The organism is uncultured Sphingosinicella sp. (assembly GCF_963974575.1).
GTDB lineage: Bacteria > Pseudomonadota > Alphaproteobacteria > Sphingomonadales > Sphingomonadaceae > Sphingosinicella.
In genome coordinates this window covers 288,886-305,204 of sequence record NZ_CAXBBQ010000002.1, presented here as the reverse complement: position 1 = coordinate 305,204, position 16,319 = coordinate 288,886, and the positions used below count along the sequence as shown (strand labels likewise).

The following is a 16,319-nucleotide window of genomic DNA, read 5'->3' as shown; positions in this document are numbered from 1 at the left end:
GCGGAATAAACCCTTTGGCAAGACTTGGGCCGCTAGCGTGCGCCCATGGAAGGGTGGATCCATAAAACTGCGTTCGCCGCGCTCGTTCTCCTCGCTTCGGCGGGGACGGCGTCTGCTGCGGATTGGAGATCGACCGTCACGCGGCTTATTGCCGCGCAGCACTCCTATCCGCGCAGTGCCCAGATCCGGGGCGATGAGGGCACTGCGAAGGTGCGGATCAGCGTGGATGCCGGGGGCACGATTACCGGCGTCGAACTCGTCGAGCCGACGGGATCGAAAATTCTCGACCGGGAAGCCGTCCGCATCCCGCAGAAAATCGGCTCCGTGCCGCCGCCGCCGGGCGGCCCCGCCAAGCTGGTAATCCCGATCTCCTGGAAACTGACTTAGGGTGTGCGGATATTCAGCCCATGCCGGGCTGCATACGGCGGCTTCCTGCGCTTCCGGTGCTCAACGTTAAGTGCATTCCGCTCCGATTCTCGGAATCCACCATTTTCGCCTCGCCCTGAACTGAATCTCCACACACGCTGGAGTGCGCCGCCTGAAATCTGACGCAGAACGGCTTCAAGCGTCCTGCTTCACGATTTCCGTCATGGTGACGCCGAGGTGATCATCGACGAGCACGACTTCGCCGCGGGCGACGAGGCGGTCGTTCACGAAGATGTCGATTGCTTCGCCGACGCGCCGGTCGAGCTCGATCACCGCGCCGGGTGCGAGTTTCAGGAGCTGGCTGACTTCCACAGCCGATCGGCCGAGTACGGCCTGCACGCGCACCGGCACATCGAACACGGATTCGAGCTCCACCGCGCCGGCCAGGCCATCGGCCGCCTCTTCGGGAGAGACTTCCGCCGCATAGGCGCGGGTGGGTTCATAATCGGGACGCAGGTCGTCCATCTTGCTTCTCCCTGGGTAAGACGCAGGCATCAGAACACGTACTCCTCGCTACCGTCGCGGTTGTCGGCGAGAGCGATCTCGCCCGCGTCCGCGAGCTGTTTTGCTACCTGAACGATCGCCTGACGGGCTTCCTCTGCCTCGCGCAGGCGAATGGGGCCCATCAGCTCCATATCCTCGCGCAGGATGCGCGCGGCGCGCTCCGACATGCTCATGAAGAAGAATTCGCGCAGCGCTTCGCCCGCGCCCTTCAGCGCCGCGGCGAGCCGGTTCTTGTCGATATTGCGGAGCAGAGTCTGGATGCTGGCGGCATCGAGACGCGCCAGATCCTCGAACGTGAACATCAGCGTGCGGATGCGCTCTGCAGCATCGAAGGCGCGGTCTTCGAGCGCCAGCATGAAGCGTGCCTCGGCATCGCGGTCGAGGTGATTGAAAATCTCGGCCATCACTTCGTGCGCGTCGCGGCGCGCGCTGTGCGCGGGGTTCGAGAGCAGGTCGGCGCGCAGCGTCTCCTCGACGGTATCGAGCACATCCTGCCGCACGGCGCCGGCGCGGAGCATCCTGAGCACGACATCCATCGCGGTGTCGTCGGGCAGGCGCGAGAGCACGCGCGCGGCCTGCTCGCGTCCGATCCGGCCGAGCACGACCGCAGCCGTTTGCGGGTGTTCGCCGCGAAGATAGGCGGCGAGAACGTCTTCGCTAACGTTGCCGAGCGTGTCCCACGTCGTCTCGTTCGCAGTCCTGGGCGTTTCCAAAGCTGCGGTGCCGGAGACTTCGCCTGCGAAGGTGGCGAGCAAGCGCTCCGCGAGCGGGGCGGGAACCGGGCCGATCTGCGCCATCGCGGTGCTGAGCGCCCGTGCCTCCTCATTGCCTAGGTGCGCCCAGATCGCGCCGCCATGTTCACGCCCGAGCGCGACCATCAGCGCGGCGGCACGCTCGACCCCGGTGAGCGCGGAGAGCGGTTCTGCCGGTGCGGCAAGCGGCTCGGTGCGCAGGGCTGCGGCGCGCGCGCTCATGCGGACATCCATTGGCGGACGATGGCGGCGGCAGCGGCCGGGCGCGCGGCGACGGCGTCACCCGCGCGGCGAAGCGCGGGACTGCGTGCGGCATCGCTCGTAAACACGACGGCTGCGGGCTGCGATGGTTCCGCAGGCCGTGCAGGCTCGGACGTCACGACGGGCGTGTGCTTTCCGAACATCCGCAACATCAGGAACAGCACGGCGAGCGCAAGAATGCCCACGAGGAGCGCGCGCCCGAACGGCAGAATCTCGTTCATCGCGCCGGAAAACGCCGGTGCAGCCTCAGCGGGCGCGAAACGCACGGTCTCGACGGTCAGTGAGTCGCCGCGCATCGCGTCGAAGCCGACGGCGCCCTTCGCAAGGCGGGTGAAACGCGCGAGTTCGGCCTTCGTGCGCGGCTGGTAGCTGACGCCGTCCGGCCCTTTGACATGATGACCGTCGACCATGACCGACACGGTGAGGCGGCGAATCTGGCCGCTGCTCCTTATGGTGGTCGTCTCGCTGCTGTTCGTACCCGGCTCTCCGGCCTCCGAAACCTGCCGCGTCTGATCGGGTTCTATCTCCGCAGAGACGACGGCGCGCACGTTGTCGCGGCCGACAATCGCGCCGATCATCGCTTCGACCTGTTCGCGAAGCCGCGTTTCGACGCGGGCCTGGCGATCGGAAACAGGCGCGGTTGCAGTGGCAGCAACGGGGTAGGGATCAGCCGATGCGGGGACCGAATCGCGCAGCAGCACAAGGCCGAGCAGCGCCGCGGCCGCGCAGAGCACGGCGATCAGCAGCAATTGCGGCTTCCCGTTCTGCTCCAGCGCTTTCAAGTCTGGCGCTTTCTGGGCCTGTTCCACGCGCACACGATTCCCGACTTTTAAACAATGCGGAACTGTGGGGCGCGGATGGTGAAAATGGCGTAAAGAAATGGCGCTGCGGCGGGCCGGACGCAGAAAGGGCGGCAGACGTCCCCCGAAGTCTACCGCCCTTTGGCAGGCGCCCGCACAGGTAGGGGGCGCCGGTTGGCTAATATGGTGTCAGGCGCTTTCGCGGTCGTAGAGCGCTCGGTAGTGCTGAACCCGCGTGACGCGGAGGCCGGGCATACCAACGCGGTCCACGGCGCGCTCCCACGCCGCGAATTCCTCCGGGCTGAGGCCATAGCGCTCGCAGGCGTCGTCCGCAGAGATAAGTCCGCCCTTCACCGCAGCCACGACCTCCGCCTTGCGGCGCACCACCCAGCGGCGCGTGTCCGAAGGCGGCAGCGTGTCGAGCGTAAGCGGCTCTCCGAGAGGGCCGATTACCGATGCAGGGCGAAACTTTTGATTTTCCATCATTATTCTTTTGGCTCCAACACTACGCGACTGCCTTGTTGATGCACCCTAACGCCAGACCCTTAAAAGAACGCCTAAACGCCAAGGTAAATTCTGCAGCAACAGAGCTTAACGCGACCCTTCCCGACTTAGTGTTTGAAATTGTTATACGTGCCCTTAGCGAATCACCGGGGGTGATGAACCGCAAGCGCGCTCGTCGGCATTACATACGGGGCAGAACGTGCAAAAATCGTAAGCGGCCTCTATATGCCCGGGCATGAGCAGCATTCCCGACCTTGCGGGCCTTCGGCCCGGTGCACGCGTTGTCGTGGCCATGTCCGGCGGCGTCGACTCGAGCGTTGTCGCGGCGCTGGTGAAAGAAGCGGGCTACGAGACGATCGGGGTCACGCTCCAGCTCTACGACCACGGTGCTGCGGTGGGGAAGGCGGGCACGTGCTGCGCGGGGAGCGATATCCACGACGCACGCCGTGTCGCCGACCGGCTGGGTATCCCGCATTACGTGCTCGACTATGAAAGCGCCTTCAAGGACAGCGTGATCGAGGCCTTCGCCGACGAATATGTGCAGGGACGCACGCCGATTCCCTGCGTGACATGCAATCAGACGGTGAAGTTCCGCGATCTCCTCTCCGTCGCGCGCGACCTCGGCGCCGATGCGATGGCGACGGGGCACTATGTGCGGCGGGTTGATGGTGCGAACGGGCCGGAGCTGCACCGCGCAGTCGATCCGGCGCGCGACCAGAGTTATTTCCTGTTCGCGACGACACACGAACAGCTCGGTTATCTGCGCTTTCCGCTCGGTGGCATGGAGAAGCCGGCGGTACGCGAACATGCGCGGCGATTCGGGCTCGTGGTGGCGGACAAGCCGGATAGCCAGGACATCTGTTTCGTGCCCAACGGCGACTATGCGGGGATCGTGCGCAAGCTGCGCCCCGAAGCGGGCGAGCCGGGCGAGATTGTGGACATGGGCGGGGCCGTGCTCGGGAAGCATCGCGGCCTCATCCACTACACGGTCGGCCAGCGGCGGGGCCTCGAGATCGGCGGGCTTGCCGATCCGCTCTATGTCGTGCGGCTTGAGCCGGAGACGCGGCGCGTCGTCGTCGGTCCGCGCGCGGCGCTGGGTGTTGCGGCGGCTGTGCTCGGCAAGATCAACTGGCTCGGCTCTGATGTCGCCGCCGGCATCGATGTTCTCGCCAAGGTCCGATCGATGGCAAAGCCCGCACCCGCGCGCTTCGACGGCAGCCGAGTCACCTTTGCGTCGCCCGAATATGGCGTGGCGCCGGGGCAGGCGTGCGTGCTCTACGACGGGGAGCGCGTGCTTGGCGGCGGCTGGATCGATAGCACGGTTTCGGCGCTGGTCGCGGCCTGACCGCTAGCTGCTCCGCGCCACCTTCGCCCACACCGGCAGGTGATCGCTGGCACGCTTCGCAGTGAGCGAGGTGTGGACGCCGCTTTCTTCCACCTTGAAATGGTCGGAAACGAAGATGCGGTCGAGCGTACCGAGCGGGCGACGCGTCGGGAAGCTGGGGCCGCAGTCCGCGCACTGGTGGTGACGCTGGAATTCCTTCAGCGCCTTGCTGTTGATCATCCAGTCGTTGAGGTCGCCCATCAGGATGCTGGGCAGCTGCGTCGTGCGCTCGCCGAGGTGGTCGACGAGCATCTTCGCCTGCCGCGCGCGATAGATCCCGGTAAGATCGAGGTGCATCCCGACGACGCGCACCGGCTCCCCGCGTACGACGAGGTCGGCAAGCACGGCGCCGCGTGGCTCCAGCATCGGTAAAAACAGCGGTTCGCCGTGGATGATCTCGTGGTCCTTGCGCACGAGGATGGCGTTGCCGTGCCAGCCGATGCTGTTCGGGCGATTCTCGATGGGCACGGCGCGATAGGGGCTTTCCGCCTCGATCATATCGCGCGGAATCGCGCTCGCCCGTTCTCCGAGCCGGCGGTCGGCCTCCTGAAGCGCGATGATATCCGCGTCGAGTTCATTGAGCACGGCGAGCACGCGATCGGGCTTGCGGAGGCGATCAAGGCCGATGGCCTTGCGCATATTGTAGCTGGCGACGCGGATGGTCATGCGCGGGAAGATAGGCGCGCGGCGATGCTCTTCAAAGGGTGAAGCTGCCTTCGATCACTGTGACGCAGGTTCCGCCGAGCACTGCGCGCTCGCCTTCGAGGCGGCAGGCGACGCGGCCGCCGCGGGCGCTGGCCTGGAATGCCTGGAACGCTGGCTTGCCCAGCCGCTCCGCCCAATAGGGCGTCAGCATGGCGTGCGCGGCGCCGGTGACAGGGTCTTCGTCGATCCCGGCACCCGCCGCGAAGACGCGGCTGACGACGTCGAACGCGCCGTCGCCGGGTGCGGTGACGACGACGAGGTGGTTGCCGACCTCGCGCAGGAGGCCGAAATTCGGCTTCATGGCGCGGACGGATGCGGCGTCGGGGACGATGTAGAGCCAGTTTCCGCCCGGATAGGAAAGGACGGCTTCGGGCGTCAGTCCAAGCGCCTGCTCCACGCGCGGGTCTGCCGCATCGGGCGTCGGGCGGCGCGCGGGCAGATCGAGTTCGTAGCCCCCATTGGCACGCCGCACTTCGAGCACGCCCGCAAGCCGCGTGCGGAACCGGATGCGGTCGAGATCGACGTCGCGCGAAAGAAGATAATGCCCGCTCGCGAGCGTCGCATGGCCGCAGAGGTCCACCTCGATCGCGGGCGTGAACCAGCGCAGATCATAGTCGGCGTCGGCCGCGTCAGACGGGATGAAGAAGGCGGTTTCGGCGAGGTTGTTCTCCTCGGCAATCGCCTGCAGCACGTCGTCGGCAAGCCACACTTCGAGCGGCATCACGGCAGCCGGATTGCCCTCGAACGGGCGTGCCGCGAAGGCGTCGATCTGGGCGAAGGGCAGCTTATTTGGCATGGCTCTCTTCCTGCACGGGATGCGTATCGAAGTGTCCGCTCGGGTCGACGTGGACGAGGATATCGCTGCCCGGGAAGGCTTCCAGCACGCGCGCCTCGACGACATCCACGATGTCGTGTGCGGCCTGCACGGTCATGTGCGGATCGACCCAGATGTGGAACTGGATGAAGTCGGTATGCCCGGCATGGCGCGTCTTCAGCTCGTGGATCCCTTCAACGCCGTCCGCTGCGCAGACGAGCGCTTTCAACTGTTCGCGCTTCTCGTCCGGCCATTCCTTGTCCATCAGCATGTCGAGCGCGTGCTGCGCAGTCTTGAACGCGCCCCAAACAAGCCAGAGCGCGATGAACACGCCGAACAGCGGGTCCGCACCGTGCAGCCCGAGCATTGCATCGAGAACCAACGCCGCGATGACGGAGAGGTTCAACAGCAGGTCCGACTGGTAGTGCATCCGGTCCGCCTCGATCGCGAGCGAACCGGTGCGGCGGACGATGAGGCGCTGGTAGGAAACGAGCGCCAGCGTCACCAGAATCGCGAAAATCGAAACGCCGATGCCGAGTTCTGCTTCGGCAGGCGGGGCCGCGTTCGCGAACGCGTGCACCGCGCGCCAGCCGATGCCGATGGCGGAAGCGGTGATGAACATGGTTTGCAGCAGCGCCGCGATCGGCTCCGCCTTGCCGTGGCCGAAGCGGTGGTCGGCGTCCGCGGGCTCGGCGGCGACGCGCACGCCGATCAGCGTGATGATCGACGCGATGAGATCAAGGACGGTGTCGGCAAGCGAGCCGAGCATGGCGACGGAGCCTGTCTCCATCGCGGCCCAGGTCTTGACCGTGCCAAGGATGAGAGCGGCGGAGAACGATGCGATGGCGGCGCGGCGCGTGAGCTTGCCCCGGGCTTCAAGCCTTTCGGCGTCCATCACGGATACTGCATGGAGCGCGCCCAGCCGCTGCCGTCGCGGTCGTAGATGTAACGCTCGTGCAGACGGTCGCGCCGGTCCACCCAGAATTCGATTCGCGAGGGCACGAGGCGGTAGCCCGACCAGTGCGGCGGACGCGGCACGTCGCCGCCTTCGAACTTGGCTGTGAACTCGGCGACGCGGCCTTCGAGCGTCGCGCGGTCGTCCAGCGGCTGCGACTGGAAGCTCGCCCACGCACCGATCTGCGAGGCCCGGGGCCGGACCGCGAAATAGGCGTCGGCCTCTTCCGCTGTCACCGGTTCCACGGCACCGTCGATACGGACCTGACGGCGCAGCGACTTCCAGTGGAAATTGAGATGCGCGCGCGGGTTCGCGGCAAGCTCGCGGCCCTTCCGACTCAGCGTGTTCGTGTAGAAGGTGAAGCCCTTGGGATCGACGTCCTTCAGCAGCACGATCCGCACCGAGGGGCGCCCTTCGGCGTCCGCCGTGGCAAGCGACATGGCGTTGGCGTCGTTGAGTTCGGAGGCGGACGCCTCCTGGAACCAGTGGCCAAAGAGTTCGAAGGGGTCGTCGGGAAGCGTCGTCATGGGCGGCTTCATAGACCCTGCAACGCCGGGAGGGAACCGCATGTCAGAACAATTCGACAATCATCGAAATGTGGATTGACGAGCTCATATGATTCGATAATTCTGGAAATATAGAAAGGTGAGTCGGCCATGAGTATCAAGACCAGCGAAACGGCGATCGCGGCACTCTCCGCACTGGCGCAGGAGCACAGGCTTGCGGCGTTCCGCCTGCTTGTCGAAGCCGGACCGGAGGGGCTTCCCGCCGGCACAGTTGCCGAGGAGCTGGGTGTTCCCCCATCTTCGCTTTCGTTCCATCTCGCGCATCTGGAGCGCGCGGGACTGGTTGCGAAAACCCGGCTCGGGCGGACGCTGATCTACAGCGCGCGTTTCGAAACGGTTCGCGGACTCGCTGACTATCTTCTCGAAAACTGCTGCGGCGGGCGTTCGTGCGCCGATACCGCGGCCCCTGAACGTCTCGCTAAAGGAGCCTGACCGATGAAACGTCTGCATGTTCATGTCGCTGTGCGCGACCTTGAAGCCTCGACCCGCTTTTATTCGGCGCTGTTCGCCGCAGAGCCGACTGTGGTGAAAGCCGACTACGCCAAGTGGATGCTCGAAGATCCGCGCGTTAACTTCGCCATTTCCGCGCACGACGGTGCGGCGCCGGGTCTGTCTCACCTCGGCATCCAGGTGGAAAACGCGGACGAGCTGGCGGAAGTTTACGGACGGCTGCAGAAAGCGGATCGCCCCGTGCTCGACGAAGGCGCGACGACATGCTGCTACGCCAAGTCGACCAAGAGCTGGATCGCCGATCCGCAGGACATTGCCTGGGAGACGTTCCTGACCACGGGCGATGCCGTCGATTACGGCACGGGGCCGGAACTCAGCCGTATTGCGGCCGATCCGGCCGCCACCGGCCAGCGCTGCTGCGGGTGAGACGATGGAGCCCTACAACGTCCTGTTTCTCTGCACTGCGAACTCGGCGCGGTCGATTCTGGCCGAAGCCATCCTGAACCAGATCGGGGAAGGGCGGTTTCACGCGTTCAGCGCGGGCAGTCACCCGCGCGGAGCAGTGAACCCGGTAGCGCTCGATGTGCTGCGCAGTCTTGGGCATCCCGTCGAAGACCTTCGCTCCAAGAGCTGGGACGAATTCGCGCAGCCAAACGCGCCGAAGCTCGATTTCGTGTTCACGGTCTGCGACAACGCCGCGGGCGAGGTCTGCCCGATCTGGCCTGGGCAGCCGATGACGGCGCACTGGGGCATCCCCGACCCCGCTGCCGTCGAGGGTAGCGATGCGGAAATCCACGCCGCGTTCTTCGATGCCTATCGGCAGCTCAGGAACCGCATCTCGCTGTTCACCGCGCTTCCCATCGCGTCCATCGACCGGCTGGGCCTCAGGCATCGGCTGGAGGAGATCGGGAAGGGCGGCGTGGCATGAACCTGTTCGAACGCTATTTGACGCTGTGGGTGATCGCTTGCATCGCGGCGGGCATTCTTCTCGGTTCAGCGATGCCGGGGCTGTTCGCGGCGATCGCGGGGGCGGAGCTTTACAACGTCAACCTGCCCGTCGCCGTGCTCGTGTGGCTGATGATCATTCCGATGCTGATGAAGATCGATTTCGCCGCGCTAAGGCAGGTCGGCGCGCACTGGCGCGGCATCGGCGTCACGCTGGCGCTAAACTGGGCGATAAAGCCGTTCACGATGGCGGCGCTCGGCTGGCTGTTCATTGGCTGGCTGTTCCGCCCGTTGCTTCCCGAAGTGGAGATCGAATCCTACATCGCGGGTCTGATCCTGCTCGGCGCAGCGCCCTGTACGGCGATGGTGTTCGTGTGGAGCAACCTCTGCAAGGGCGAGCCGCATTTCACGCTTAGCCAGGTCGCGCTCAACGACGCGGTGATGGTTTTCGCCTTCGCGCCGATCGTCGGCCTGCTGCTCGGCCTCTCCGCGATCACGGTGCCGTGGCAGACGCTGCTGATTTCGGTGGGGCTCTACATCGTCGTGCCGGTGATCATTGCGCAGGCCGCGCGCACGCGGCTGATCGCATCCGGTGGGGACGCACGGCTGCAGCGCGCGCTCGCCGCGATCCAGCCGATGTCGCTGGCCGCGCTGCTGGCGACATTGGTGCTGCTGTTCGCTTTTCAGGGCGAGCAGATCCTCGCGCAGCCACTTGTCATCGCGCTGCTCGCGGTGCCGATCGCCATTCAGGGCTATCTGATCTTCGGGATCGGCTATGTCGCGAACCGGGCGTTCGGCGAGGCACACTGTATCGCAGGGCCCTCCGCGCTGATCGGCGCAAGCAACTTCTTCGAGCTTGCGGTGGCGACGGCGATCAGCCTGTTCGGCATCACCTCGGGCGCCGCGCTCGCCACGGTGGTGGGTGTGCTGATCGAGGTGCCGGTTATGCTGTCGCTCGTCGCGATCGTGAACCGCTCGCGCGCATGGTACGAAAAGAGCGCTTGATCGCCTCTTGCGACGCTGGAATTCCTCCCTATCTCCAGTCTGTTGCATTTTGGCAACAGTGGATTTTCCGGAGGCATTGTGGTGAGCGTAGGGACGATGAGCGATCTCTATTCGACCCTTGGTGTAAAGCGCGGCGCGAGCGATGCGGAAATCAAGTCCGCATACCGCAAACTGGCCAAGGAACTGCACCCCGACCGCAACAAGGACAACCCGAAGGCGTCGGAGAAATTCTCCGAGGTGACGGCCGCCTACGACCTGCTTTCCGACAAGGACAAGCGCGCACAGTACGATCGGGGCGAGATCGATGAGCAGGGCAATCCCAAGATGCCGTTCGGGTTCGGCGGCGGCGGTGGCGCCGGGCCGGGCGGCGGTTATTCGCGCACGTACAACACGGGCGGCGATGATTTCAGCTTCACGGGCGCTGCCGACGACATCCTTTCCGAGCTTTTCGGGCGCGGACGGGGTGGCGGTGCTGGCGGCGGCGGGTTCGGGGGGTTCGACTTCGGCGGCCGCTCAGGGCCGCGACAGCCGCCTGCGAAGGGCCGCAACGTCGCCTACAAGCTCGCCGTGGACTTTGCCGAAGCCGCCGAACTGAAGCCGCAGCGCGTGACGCTCGCTTCGGGCAAGACGGTGGACCTGAAACTGCCTGCTGGGTTTGTCGAAGGCCAGCAGATCCGGCTTGCCGGGCAGGGAGAGGCGGGGCCGGGCGGCAACGGTGACGCGATCGTCACGCTGCGGGTTTCCCCACACCGGTTCTTCAAGCGCGACGGCGATGATATCCGCCTCGAACTGCCGATTCGGCTCGACGAGGCCGTGCTTGGCGGGAAGGTGAAGGCGCCGACGACGAGCGGATCGGTGATGCTTTCCGTGCCGCCGGGGTCATCATCCGGCAAGGTGCTGCGCTTGAAAGGCAAGGGTTTCCACAAGAAGGATGGAGGGCGCGGCGACCTTCTCGTGACGCTCGAAATCGTGATTCCCGAGAGCGACGCCGCGCTGAAGGCGTTCGCGGAAGGCTGGGACAGCGGCAAGGCGCACGATCCCCGCGCCGGGATGGCATGATCCGTTTTTTCGCGCGTCTGCTCGAAGAAGAGCGGCGCGCGGTTCGCGTCGCCCTTCGCGTCGTGAAGGGCGTGTGGGACGATGGCTTCATCCATGCCGGGAACCTTGCCTATCTTTCGATGCTGGCGCTGTTTCCGTTCTTCATCGTGCTCGGGACGTTTGCAGGGATGCTCGGCCGGTCGGACGCGGGGCTTGAAGCGGTCGAGGGCTTTCTGCGAACTCTGCCGCCGTCGGTTGCCGGGATCGTCGGTCCGCCCATCGAGGCGGCGATGCAGGGCTCGACCGGTATTCTTACCTTCTCGATCCTCGTGGGGCTGTGGACCGCTGGAAGCTACATCGAGACGATCCGCGACATCCTGCGCCGCGCCTATCACACGCAGTATGCGGCGCCCATCTGGCAGCGCAGGCTTGGCAGCTTCGCGGTGATCCTCGGAAGTGTTTTCCTGATGCTGGCGGCGTTCGCTGCGCAGGTGATCGTGGTGACCGCCGAAGAATTCGTCGCGCGTTTCGTACCGTGGATCGACACGATCGAGGAGATCATCGACATCGGGCGGCTCGGGCCTCTGGTGGTGCTGTTTCTCGCGCTTTACCTGCTGTTTCACAGCCTCACCCCGGCAAGTTTCCGAAAGCGCGGGCCGAAGTGGCCGGGCGCGGGGGTTACAGCGGGTGTGTGGGTCGGCGCGACGCTGATTTTGCCGCGGCTGCTCGCCGACGTTTCCACTTACGACCGCTTCTACGGCCCGCTTGCGGGCGTCATGATCACGCTCCTGTTCTTCTTCATCGCCGGCATGGGATTCGTGATTGGCGCAGAGCTGAACGCGGCGCTGGCAATGGAACCCGAAAGTGGGCAAAAGGACGCGGAATCGGGGGGACAACCGAAAGGCTGAAAGCAGATATGGCTGGATTGATGCAGGGAAAACGCGGGCTGATCATGGGGCTCGCGAACGAACGCTCGCTGGCGTGGGGGATAACACAGGCGCTTGCTGATCAGGGCGCGGAACTGGCCTTCAGCTATCAGGGCGAGGCGCTGGAGAAGCGCGTGCGGCCTCTGGCTGAAAGCGTTGGATCGGACTTCCTGATCGAGTGCGATGTCTCCGACATGGCGGGGCTGGATACGGCGTTCGAGACGCTCGCGGCGCGGTGGCCGACGATCGATTTCCTCGTCCACGCGATCGGCTTTTCGGACAAGAACGAGCTGCGCGGTCTCTATGTGGACACTAGCCTCGAGAACTTCCTGCTGACCATGAATGTGTCGGCCTATAGCTTCGTCGCGGCGACTCGCAGGGCGCGCGCGATGATGCCGAACGGCGGCTCGGTCCTGACGCTCAGCTACTACGGCGCCGAGAAGGTGGTGCCACACTACAACGTCATGGGTGTCGCGAAGGCCGCGCTTGAAACGAGCGTGAAGTATCTCGCGATGGACCTCGGGCCGGAGAACATTCGCGTGAACGCGATCTCCGCCGGGCCGATCAAGACGCTCGCGGCGAGCGGCATCGGCGACTTCCGCTACATCTTGAAGTGGAACGAACTGAACAGCCCCTTAAGGCGCAACGTCACCATCGAAGACGTCGGTGGCTCGGCGCTCTACCTGCTCTCCGACCTCGCGAGCGGCGTGACGGGTGAGATTCACCATGTCGACGCCGGCTACAACGTGATCGGCATGAAGGCCGAGGACGCGCCGGACATTGCGCTCGCCTGATGTTCAACAGCTTCGGGCGCATCTTCCGATTCACGACGTGGGGCGAAAGCCACGGCCCGGCGCTTGGTGTTGTCGTCGACGGTTGCCCGCCGGGAATCGCGCTCTCCGAAGCCGACATCCAGCCTTGGCTCGATAGGCGGAAGCCCGGCCAGTCGCGCCACACGACGCAGCGGCGGGAGCCTGATGAGGTGAAGATCCTCTCCGGCGTGTTCGAGGGGAAGACGACGGGCACGCCGATCTCGATGATGATCGAGAACGTCGACCAGCGCTCGAAGGACTACGGCGACATCGCAGAGAAGTATCGCCCCGGCCACGCCGACTATACCTATGACGCCAAGTACGGGTTTCGCGACTATCGCGGCGGTGGGCGGTCCTCGGCACGGGAGACGGCGGCGCGCGTGGCGGCGGGGGCGGTGGCGCGCAAGGTGATCGCGGGTGTCGGCATCCTCGGCCATGTCGTGGAGATCGGTGGCGACCGCGCCGAGCGTTTCGCCGCGCATGAACTCCCGAACAACGATTTCTGGTGTGCCGATCCCGAAGCCGCGAAGCGCTGGGAAGTGCTGCTCGACAGCGTGCGCAAGTCCGGTTCATCGGTGGGCGCGGTGGTCGAGGTGTTCGCGAGCGGGGTTCCGGCGGGCTGGGGCTCGCCGCTCTACACGAAGCTCGACGGCGAACTGGCGGCGGCGATGATGTCGATCAACGCCGTGAAAGGCGTCGAGATCGGCGACGGCTTCGCGGCAGCGCGCCTGCGCGGCGAGGACAATGCCGACCGGATGCGGCCGGGCGCAGAGGCGGGTGACCCGCCGGTGTTCGATACGAACCACGCCGGCGGCGTGATGGGCGGCATTTCCACGGGGCAGGACGTCGTCTGCCGCATCGCGCTGAAGCCGACCTCCTCGATCCTGACGCCGGTGCAGACGGTCACGCGCTACGGCGAGGCGGTCGAGGTGATGACCAAGGGACGCCACGACCCGTGCGTCGGCATCCGCGCCGTGCCGGTTGCCGAGGCGATGATGGCGTGCGTGCTGGCTGATGCCTTCCTGATGCACCGCGCACAGGTGGGATGACCGACCGAATCGCGCGGCGGCTGCGCATTCACGGCCGCGTGCAGGGCGTGTGGTTCCGGGCATGGACGCTCGAAACCGCGCAAAGGCTTGGTCTCGATGGCTGGGTGCGCAACCGCATTGACGGCTCGGTGGAGGTGCTCGCCGTGGGCTCTGCCGAAGCTATCGAAAAGCTGATCACTGCCTGCCACGAAGGCCCGGCCGCCGCAAAGGTGGAGCGCGTGGAGGTCGAGGACGCGCAAGGTATCGTGCCGCGCGGGTTTACGAAGAAGCCTACGGTTTAGGCGCGGCGCTCGCCGATGAGCGTACCCTTGATGCCGCGCACGTAGCGCCAGTCGAAGTCCGGCCAGTCGCGCCGCCAGCGCCGCGCGATCATGCGTTCGCCGGGACGGGCGGCATCGTCCAGTATGATCTGCCCGCCGGGCGCTACCCGGTCGAACAGGCCATCGGCGCTGCCGCGGGTGAACGGGTGGATCGTCCACGGCGGACCATCGATGACGAGAAGGTCTATCTGTTCCGGCAGGTCGCCGTGGCGATACCAGAGGCCGGGCCACTTCGCGGCCGGAACGAGCGCGGCGGTGCGGAGATCGGCGGCGAGGCCGTGTTCGGCAAGCCAGCGCCGGGTCGCCGCCACGAAATCAGCGTGCTGATCGAAGCTGATGAGCGCGCCGCCGCCGGCCTTGCGGAGCGCTGCCGCGATGATGAGCGTGGAGGCGCCCATGCCGAATTCAACGACGGTGTCGGGGCACAGGCGGATGATGTCGTCGGCGAGCTGGGTTAGGAAGCCGACGTCGGCTTTCCAGCTGCCGAGATGCGGAAGCGCGGTGCGCGGAAGACCCAGACGGTCGAGAAGCGCGAACTTCGCGGTGAGCCGCCCGCCCCAGAGACTCCGCAGCAGCCAAGGCCACTGGATAAGCGCAAACGCGATGACTGTGAGCCGGTTACGCCAGAGCTGCGGCGGCGCCAGCGCGGACAGATCCATCGTTCGTGGTCGGATCGCCGTGCGTTCGCGCGAAGTCATGTGGCCGAAGCCTAGTCTGCGAAGGGGTCCGTCACAAGGATGGTGTCTTCGCGCTCGGGGCTCGTTGAGACGAGCGCCACCGGGCAGCCGATGAGTTCCTCGATACGGCGGACATATTTGATCGCCTGCGCGGGAAGCTGCGCCCAACTGCGGGCGCCCGCGGTTGATTCGTGCCAGCCGTCGAACGTCTCGTAGATCGGCTTCGCGGCGGCTTGCGCGGCGGGATGCGCCGGTAAATGATCGTAGTTAACACCGTTCACATCGTAGCCGGTGCAGATCTTCAATTCCTCGAAACCGTCGAGCACGTCGAGCTTGGTGAGCGCGATGCCGGTGACGCCGGAGACGGCGATCGACTGGCGCAGCAGCGCCGCGTCGAACCAGCCGCAGCGGCGCTTGCGGCCCGTGACGGTGCCGAACTCGTGGCCGCGTTCGCCGAGGCGCTGGCCGGTCGCGTCGTCCAGCTCGGTGGGGAAGGGGCCGGAGCCGACGCGCGTCGTGTACGCCTTGACGATGCCGAGAACGTAGCCGGTCGCCGAGGGGCCGAGGCCGGAACCGCCGCTCGCGGTGCCCGCGATGGTGTTCGAACTGGTGACGAACGGATACGTGCCATGGTCGACATCGAGCAGCACGCCTTGCGCGCCTTCGAAGAGGATGCGCTTGCCCGCGCGGCGGGCCTCGTTGAGGCCGACCCATGCAGGGCCCGCGTAGGGCAGCACCTCGGGCGCGATGGCTTCAAGGTCGGCGATGAGCGCGCCGCGGTCGATCGGATCGACACCGAAGCCTGCGCGCAGCGCATTGTGGTGCGCGAGCAGGCGGTCGATCTGCGGGCCTGCCTCATCGAGGTGCGCGAGGTCGCAAACGCGGAGCGCGCGGCGGCCCACCTTGTCTTCATAGGCCGGACCGATACCGCGCCGGGTGGTGCCGATCTTGCCGGCGCCGCTCGCGTCCTCGCGCAGCGCGTCGAGATCGCGGTGGAAGGGGAGAATGAGCGGGCAGGTTTCGCTGATGATGAGATTTTCCGGGCTGATCGCAACGCCCTGGCCGCGCAGCTTCTCGATCTCGGCCTTCAGATGCCAAGGGTCGAGCACGACGCCGTTGCCGATGACGGATGGCGTGCCGCGCACGATGCCCGAAGGCAGCAGACTCAGCTTGTAGGTGTTGTTGCCGACGACGAGCGTATGGCCCGCGTTGTGACCGCCCTGGAAGCGCACGACGACATCGGCGCGCGCCGAAAGCCAGTCGACGATCTTGCCTTTGCCCTCGTCGCCCCACTGGGCGCCGATCACGGTCACGTTGGCCATTTCGGGGACGTCTCCATTCAGCGTCGATACACGGCGGCACTCACTAGGGTTGTCGCGCCGATGCGTCCACGGCTTTTGCATGGGAGGCGAAGGTTATTCGCTCT

Annotated in this window: 21 protein-coding genes; 11 read left to right on the top strand and 10 right to left on the bottom strand. The window is 65.8% G+C overall.

The genetic code is table 11. The features are described from left to right. The first annotated feature begins 45 nt into the window (after positions 1-45). Positions 46-387 (top strand): TonB family protein, encoded by a 342-nt coding sequence (locus AAC014_RS04575; RefSeq protein WP_339704665.1) that lies wholly within the window; start codon positions 46-48, stop codon positions 385-387. A gap of 174 nt (positions 388-561) precedes the next feature. On the opposite strand, the gene fliN is transcribed toward AAC014_RS04575, so the two are convergent. From fliN to AAC014_RS04555, 4 genes are all read right to left on the bottom strand, one after another. After that, entirely contained in the window at positions 562-891 is a 330-nt protein-coding gene (gene fliN, locus AAC014_RS04570; protein WP_339704662.1) for a flagellar motor switch protein FliN, read from the bottom strand. 29 nt (positions 892-920) lie between these two features. Continuing rightward, positions 921-1,904, bottom strand: a complete 984-nt coding sequence (locus AAC014_RS04565) for a flagellar motor switch protein FliG (protein ID WP_339704659.1) — start codon at positions 1,902-1,904, stop codon at positions 921-923. Further along, the gene (locus AAC014_RS04560) at positions 1,901-2,725 is read right to left on the bottom strand and encodes a flagellar M-ring protein FliF C-terminal domain-containing protein (RefSeq protein ID WP_339704656.1); all 825 of its coding nucleotides are present in this window, start codon (positions 2,723-2,725) and stop codon (positions 1,901-1,903) included. Before AAC014_RS04560 ends, AAC014_RS04565 begins: the two co-directional genes overlap by 4 nt. Before the next feature lie 207 nt (positions 2,726-2,932). Next, on the bottom strand, positions 2,933-3,229 hold the full coding sequence (locus tag AAC014_RS04555; protein ID WP_121047996.1) for a DUF1153 domain-containing protein: 297 nt from the start codon (positions 3,227-3,229) through the stop codon (positions 2,933-2,935). 253 nt (positions 3,230-3,482) lie between these two features. Between AAC014_RS04555 and mnmA the strand changes: the two genes are divergently transcribed. Beyond that, a complete protein-coding gene (gene mnmA / locus AAC014_RS04550) occupies positions 3,483-4,592 on the top strand; it encodes a tRNA 2-thiouridine(34) synthase MnmA (RefSeq protein WP_339704651.1) in 1,110 nt (369 codons plus the stop codon). Positions 4,593-4,595: 3 nt separating this feature from the next. On the opposite strand, the gene AAC014_RS04545 is transcribed toward mnmA, so the two are convergent. The 4 genes from AAC014_RS04545 to pdxH are packed head-to-tail and all read right to left on the bottom strand — an operon-like array spanning position 4,596 to position 7,632. Further along, positions 4,596-5,297, bottom strand: a complete 702-nt coding sequence (locus AAC014_RS04545) for an endonuclease/exonuclease/phosphatase family protein (protein ID WP_339704648.1) — start codon at positions 5,295-5,297, stop codon at positions 4,596-4,598. A 31-nt stretch (positions 5,298-5,328) separates the two neighbouring features. After that, a complete protein-coding gene (locus tag AAC014_RS04540; protein ID WP_339704645.1) occupies positions 5,329-6,132 on the bottom strand; it encodes a PhzF family phenazine biosynthesis protein in 804 nt (267 codons plus the stop codon). Then, positions 6,122-7,045, bottom strand: a complete 924-nt coding sequence (locus AAC014_RS04535; protein ID WP_339704642.1) for a cation diffusion facilitator family transporter — start codon at positions 7,043-7,045, stop codon at positions 6,122-6,124. The genes AAC014_RS04540 and AAC014_RS04535 overlap by 11 nt, the downstream gene beginning before the upstream one ends. Continuing rightward, on the bottom strand, positions 7,045-7,632 hold the full coding sequence (gene pdxH / locus AAC014_RS04530) for a pyridoxamine 5'-phosphate oxidase (RefSeq protein ID WP_339704639.1): 588 nt from the start codon (positions 7,630-7,632) through the stop codon (positions 7,045-7,047). Before pdxH ends, AAC014_RS04535 begins: the two co-directional genes overlap by 1 nt. A 129-nt stretch (positions 7,633-7,761) precedes the next feature. Between pdxH and AAC014_RS04525 the strand changes: the two genes are divergently transcribed. From AAC014_RS04525 to AAC014_RS04485, 9 genes are all read left to right on the top strand, one after another. Then, positions 7,762-8,103 (top strand): metalloregulator ArsR/SmtB family transcription factor, encoded by a 342-nt coding sequence (locus AAC014_RS04525; protein WP_339704636.1) that lies wholly within the window; start codon positions 7,762-7,764, stop codon positions 8,101-8,103. A 3-nt stretch (positions 8,104-8,106) separates the two neighbouring features. Then, positions 8,107-8,547, top strand: coding sequence for an ArsI/CadI family heavy metal resistance metalloenzyme (locus AAC014_RS04520; protein ID WP_339704633.1), 441 nt, complete (start codon positions 8,107-8,109; stop codon positions 8,545-8,547). 4 nt (positions 8,548-8,551) lie between these two features. Continuing rightward, positions 8,552-9,049: an arsenate reductase ArsC gene (locus tag AAC014_RS04515; protein ID WP_339704629.1), complete on the top strand. Its 498-nt coding sequence runs from the start codon at positions 8,552-8,554 to the stop codon at positions 9,047-9,049. Further along, positions 9,046-10,071 (top strand): ACR3 family arsenite efflux transporter, encoded by a 1,026-nt coding sequence (gene arsB / locus AAC014_RS04510; protein WP_339704626.1) that lies wholly within the window; start codon positions 9,046-9,048, stop codon positions 10,069-10,071. Before AAC014_RS04515 ends, arsB begins: the two co-directional genes overlap by 4 nt. A 96-nt stretch (positions 10,072-10,167) precedes the next feature. Next, positions 10,168-11,130 (top strand): DnaJ C-terminal domain-containing protein, encoded by a 963-nt coding sequence (locus tag AAC014_RS04505; RefSeq protein WP_339704623.1) that lies wholly within the window; start codon positions 10,168-10,170, stop codon positions 11,128-11,130. Beyond that, a complete protein-coding gene (locus AAC014_RS04500; RefSeq protein ID WP_339704620.1) occupies positions 11,127-12,017 on the top strand; it encodes a YihY/virulence factor BrkB family protein in 891 nt (296 codons plus the stop codon). Before AAC014_RS04505 ends, AAC014_RS04500 begins: the two co-directional genes overlap by 4 nt. An 8-nt stretch (positions 12,018-12,025) precedes the next feature. Next, complete coding sequence (gene fabI / locus AAC014_RS04495) at positions 12,026-12,829, top strand: enoyl-ACP reductase FabI (RefSeq protein WP_293781128.1); 804 nt, start codon at positions 12,026-12,028, stop codon at positions 12,827-12,829. After that, a complete protein-coding gene (aroC, locus tag AAC014_RS04490; protein WP_339705339.1) occupies positions 12,826-13,896 on the top strand; it encodes a chorismate synthase in 1,071 nt (356 codons plus the stop codon). Before fabI ends, aroC begins: the two co-directional genes overlap by 4 nt. Next, a complete protein-coding gene (locus AAC014_RS04485; protein WP_339704617.1) occupies positions 13,893-14,177 on the top strand; it encodes an acylphosphatase in 285 nt (94 codons plus the stop codon). The genes aroC and AAC014_RS04485 overlap by 4 nt, the downstream gene beginning before the upstream one ends. On the opposite strand, the gene AAC014_RS04480 is transcribed toward AAC014_RS04485, so the two are convergent. Then, positions 14,174-14,914: a class I SAM-dependent methyltransferase gene (locus AAC014_RS04480; RefSeq protein WP_339704614.1), complete on the bottom strand. Its 741-nt coding sequence runs from the start codon at positions 14,912-14,914 to the stop codon at positions 14,174-14,176. The genes AAC014_RS04485 and AAC014_RS04480 overlap by 4 nt on opposite strands. An 11-nt stretch (positions 14,915-14,925) precedes the next feature. Continuing rightward, entirely contained in the window at positions 14,926-16,215 is a 1,290-nt protein-coding gene (locus tag AAC014_RS04475) for an adenylosuccinate synthase (protein WP_339704611.1), read from the bottom strand. Positions 16,216-16,319 lie beyond the last annotated feature (104 nt).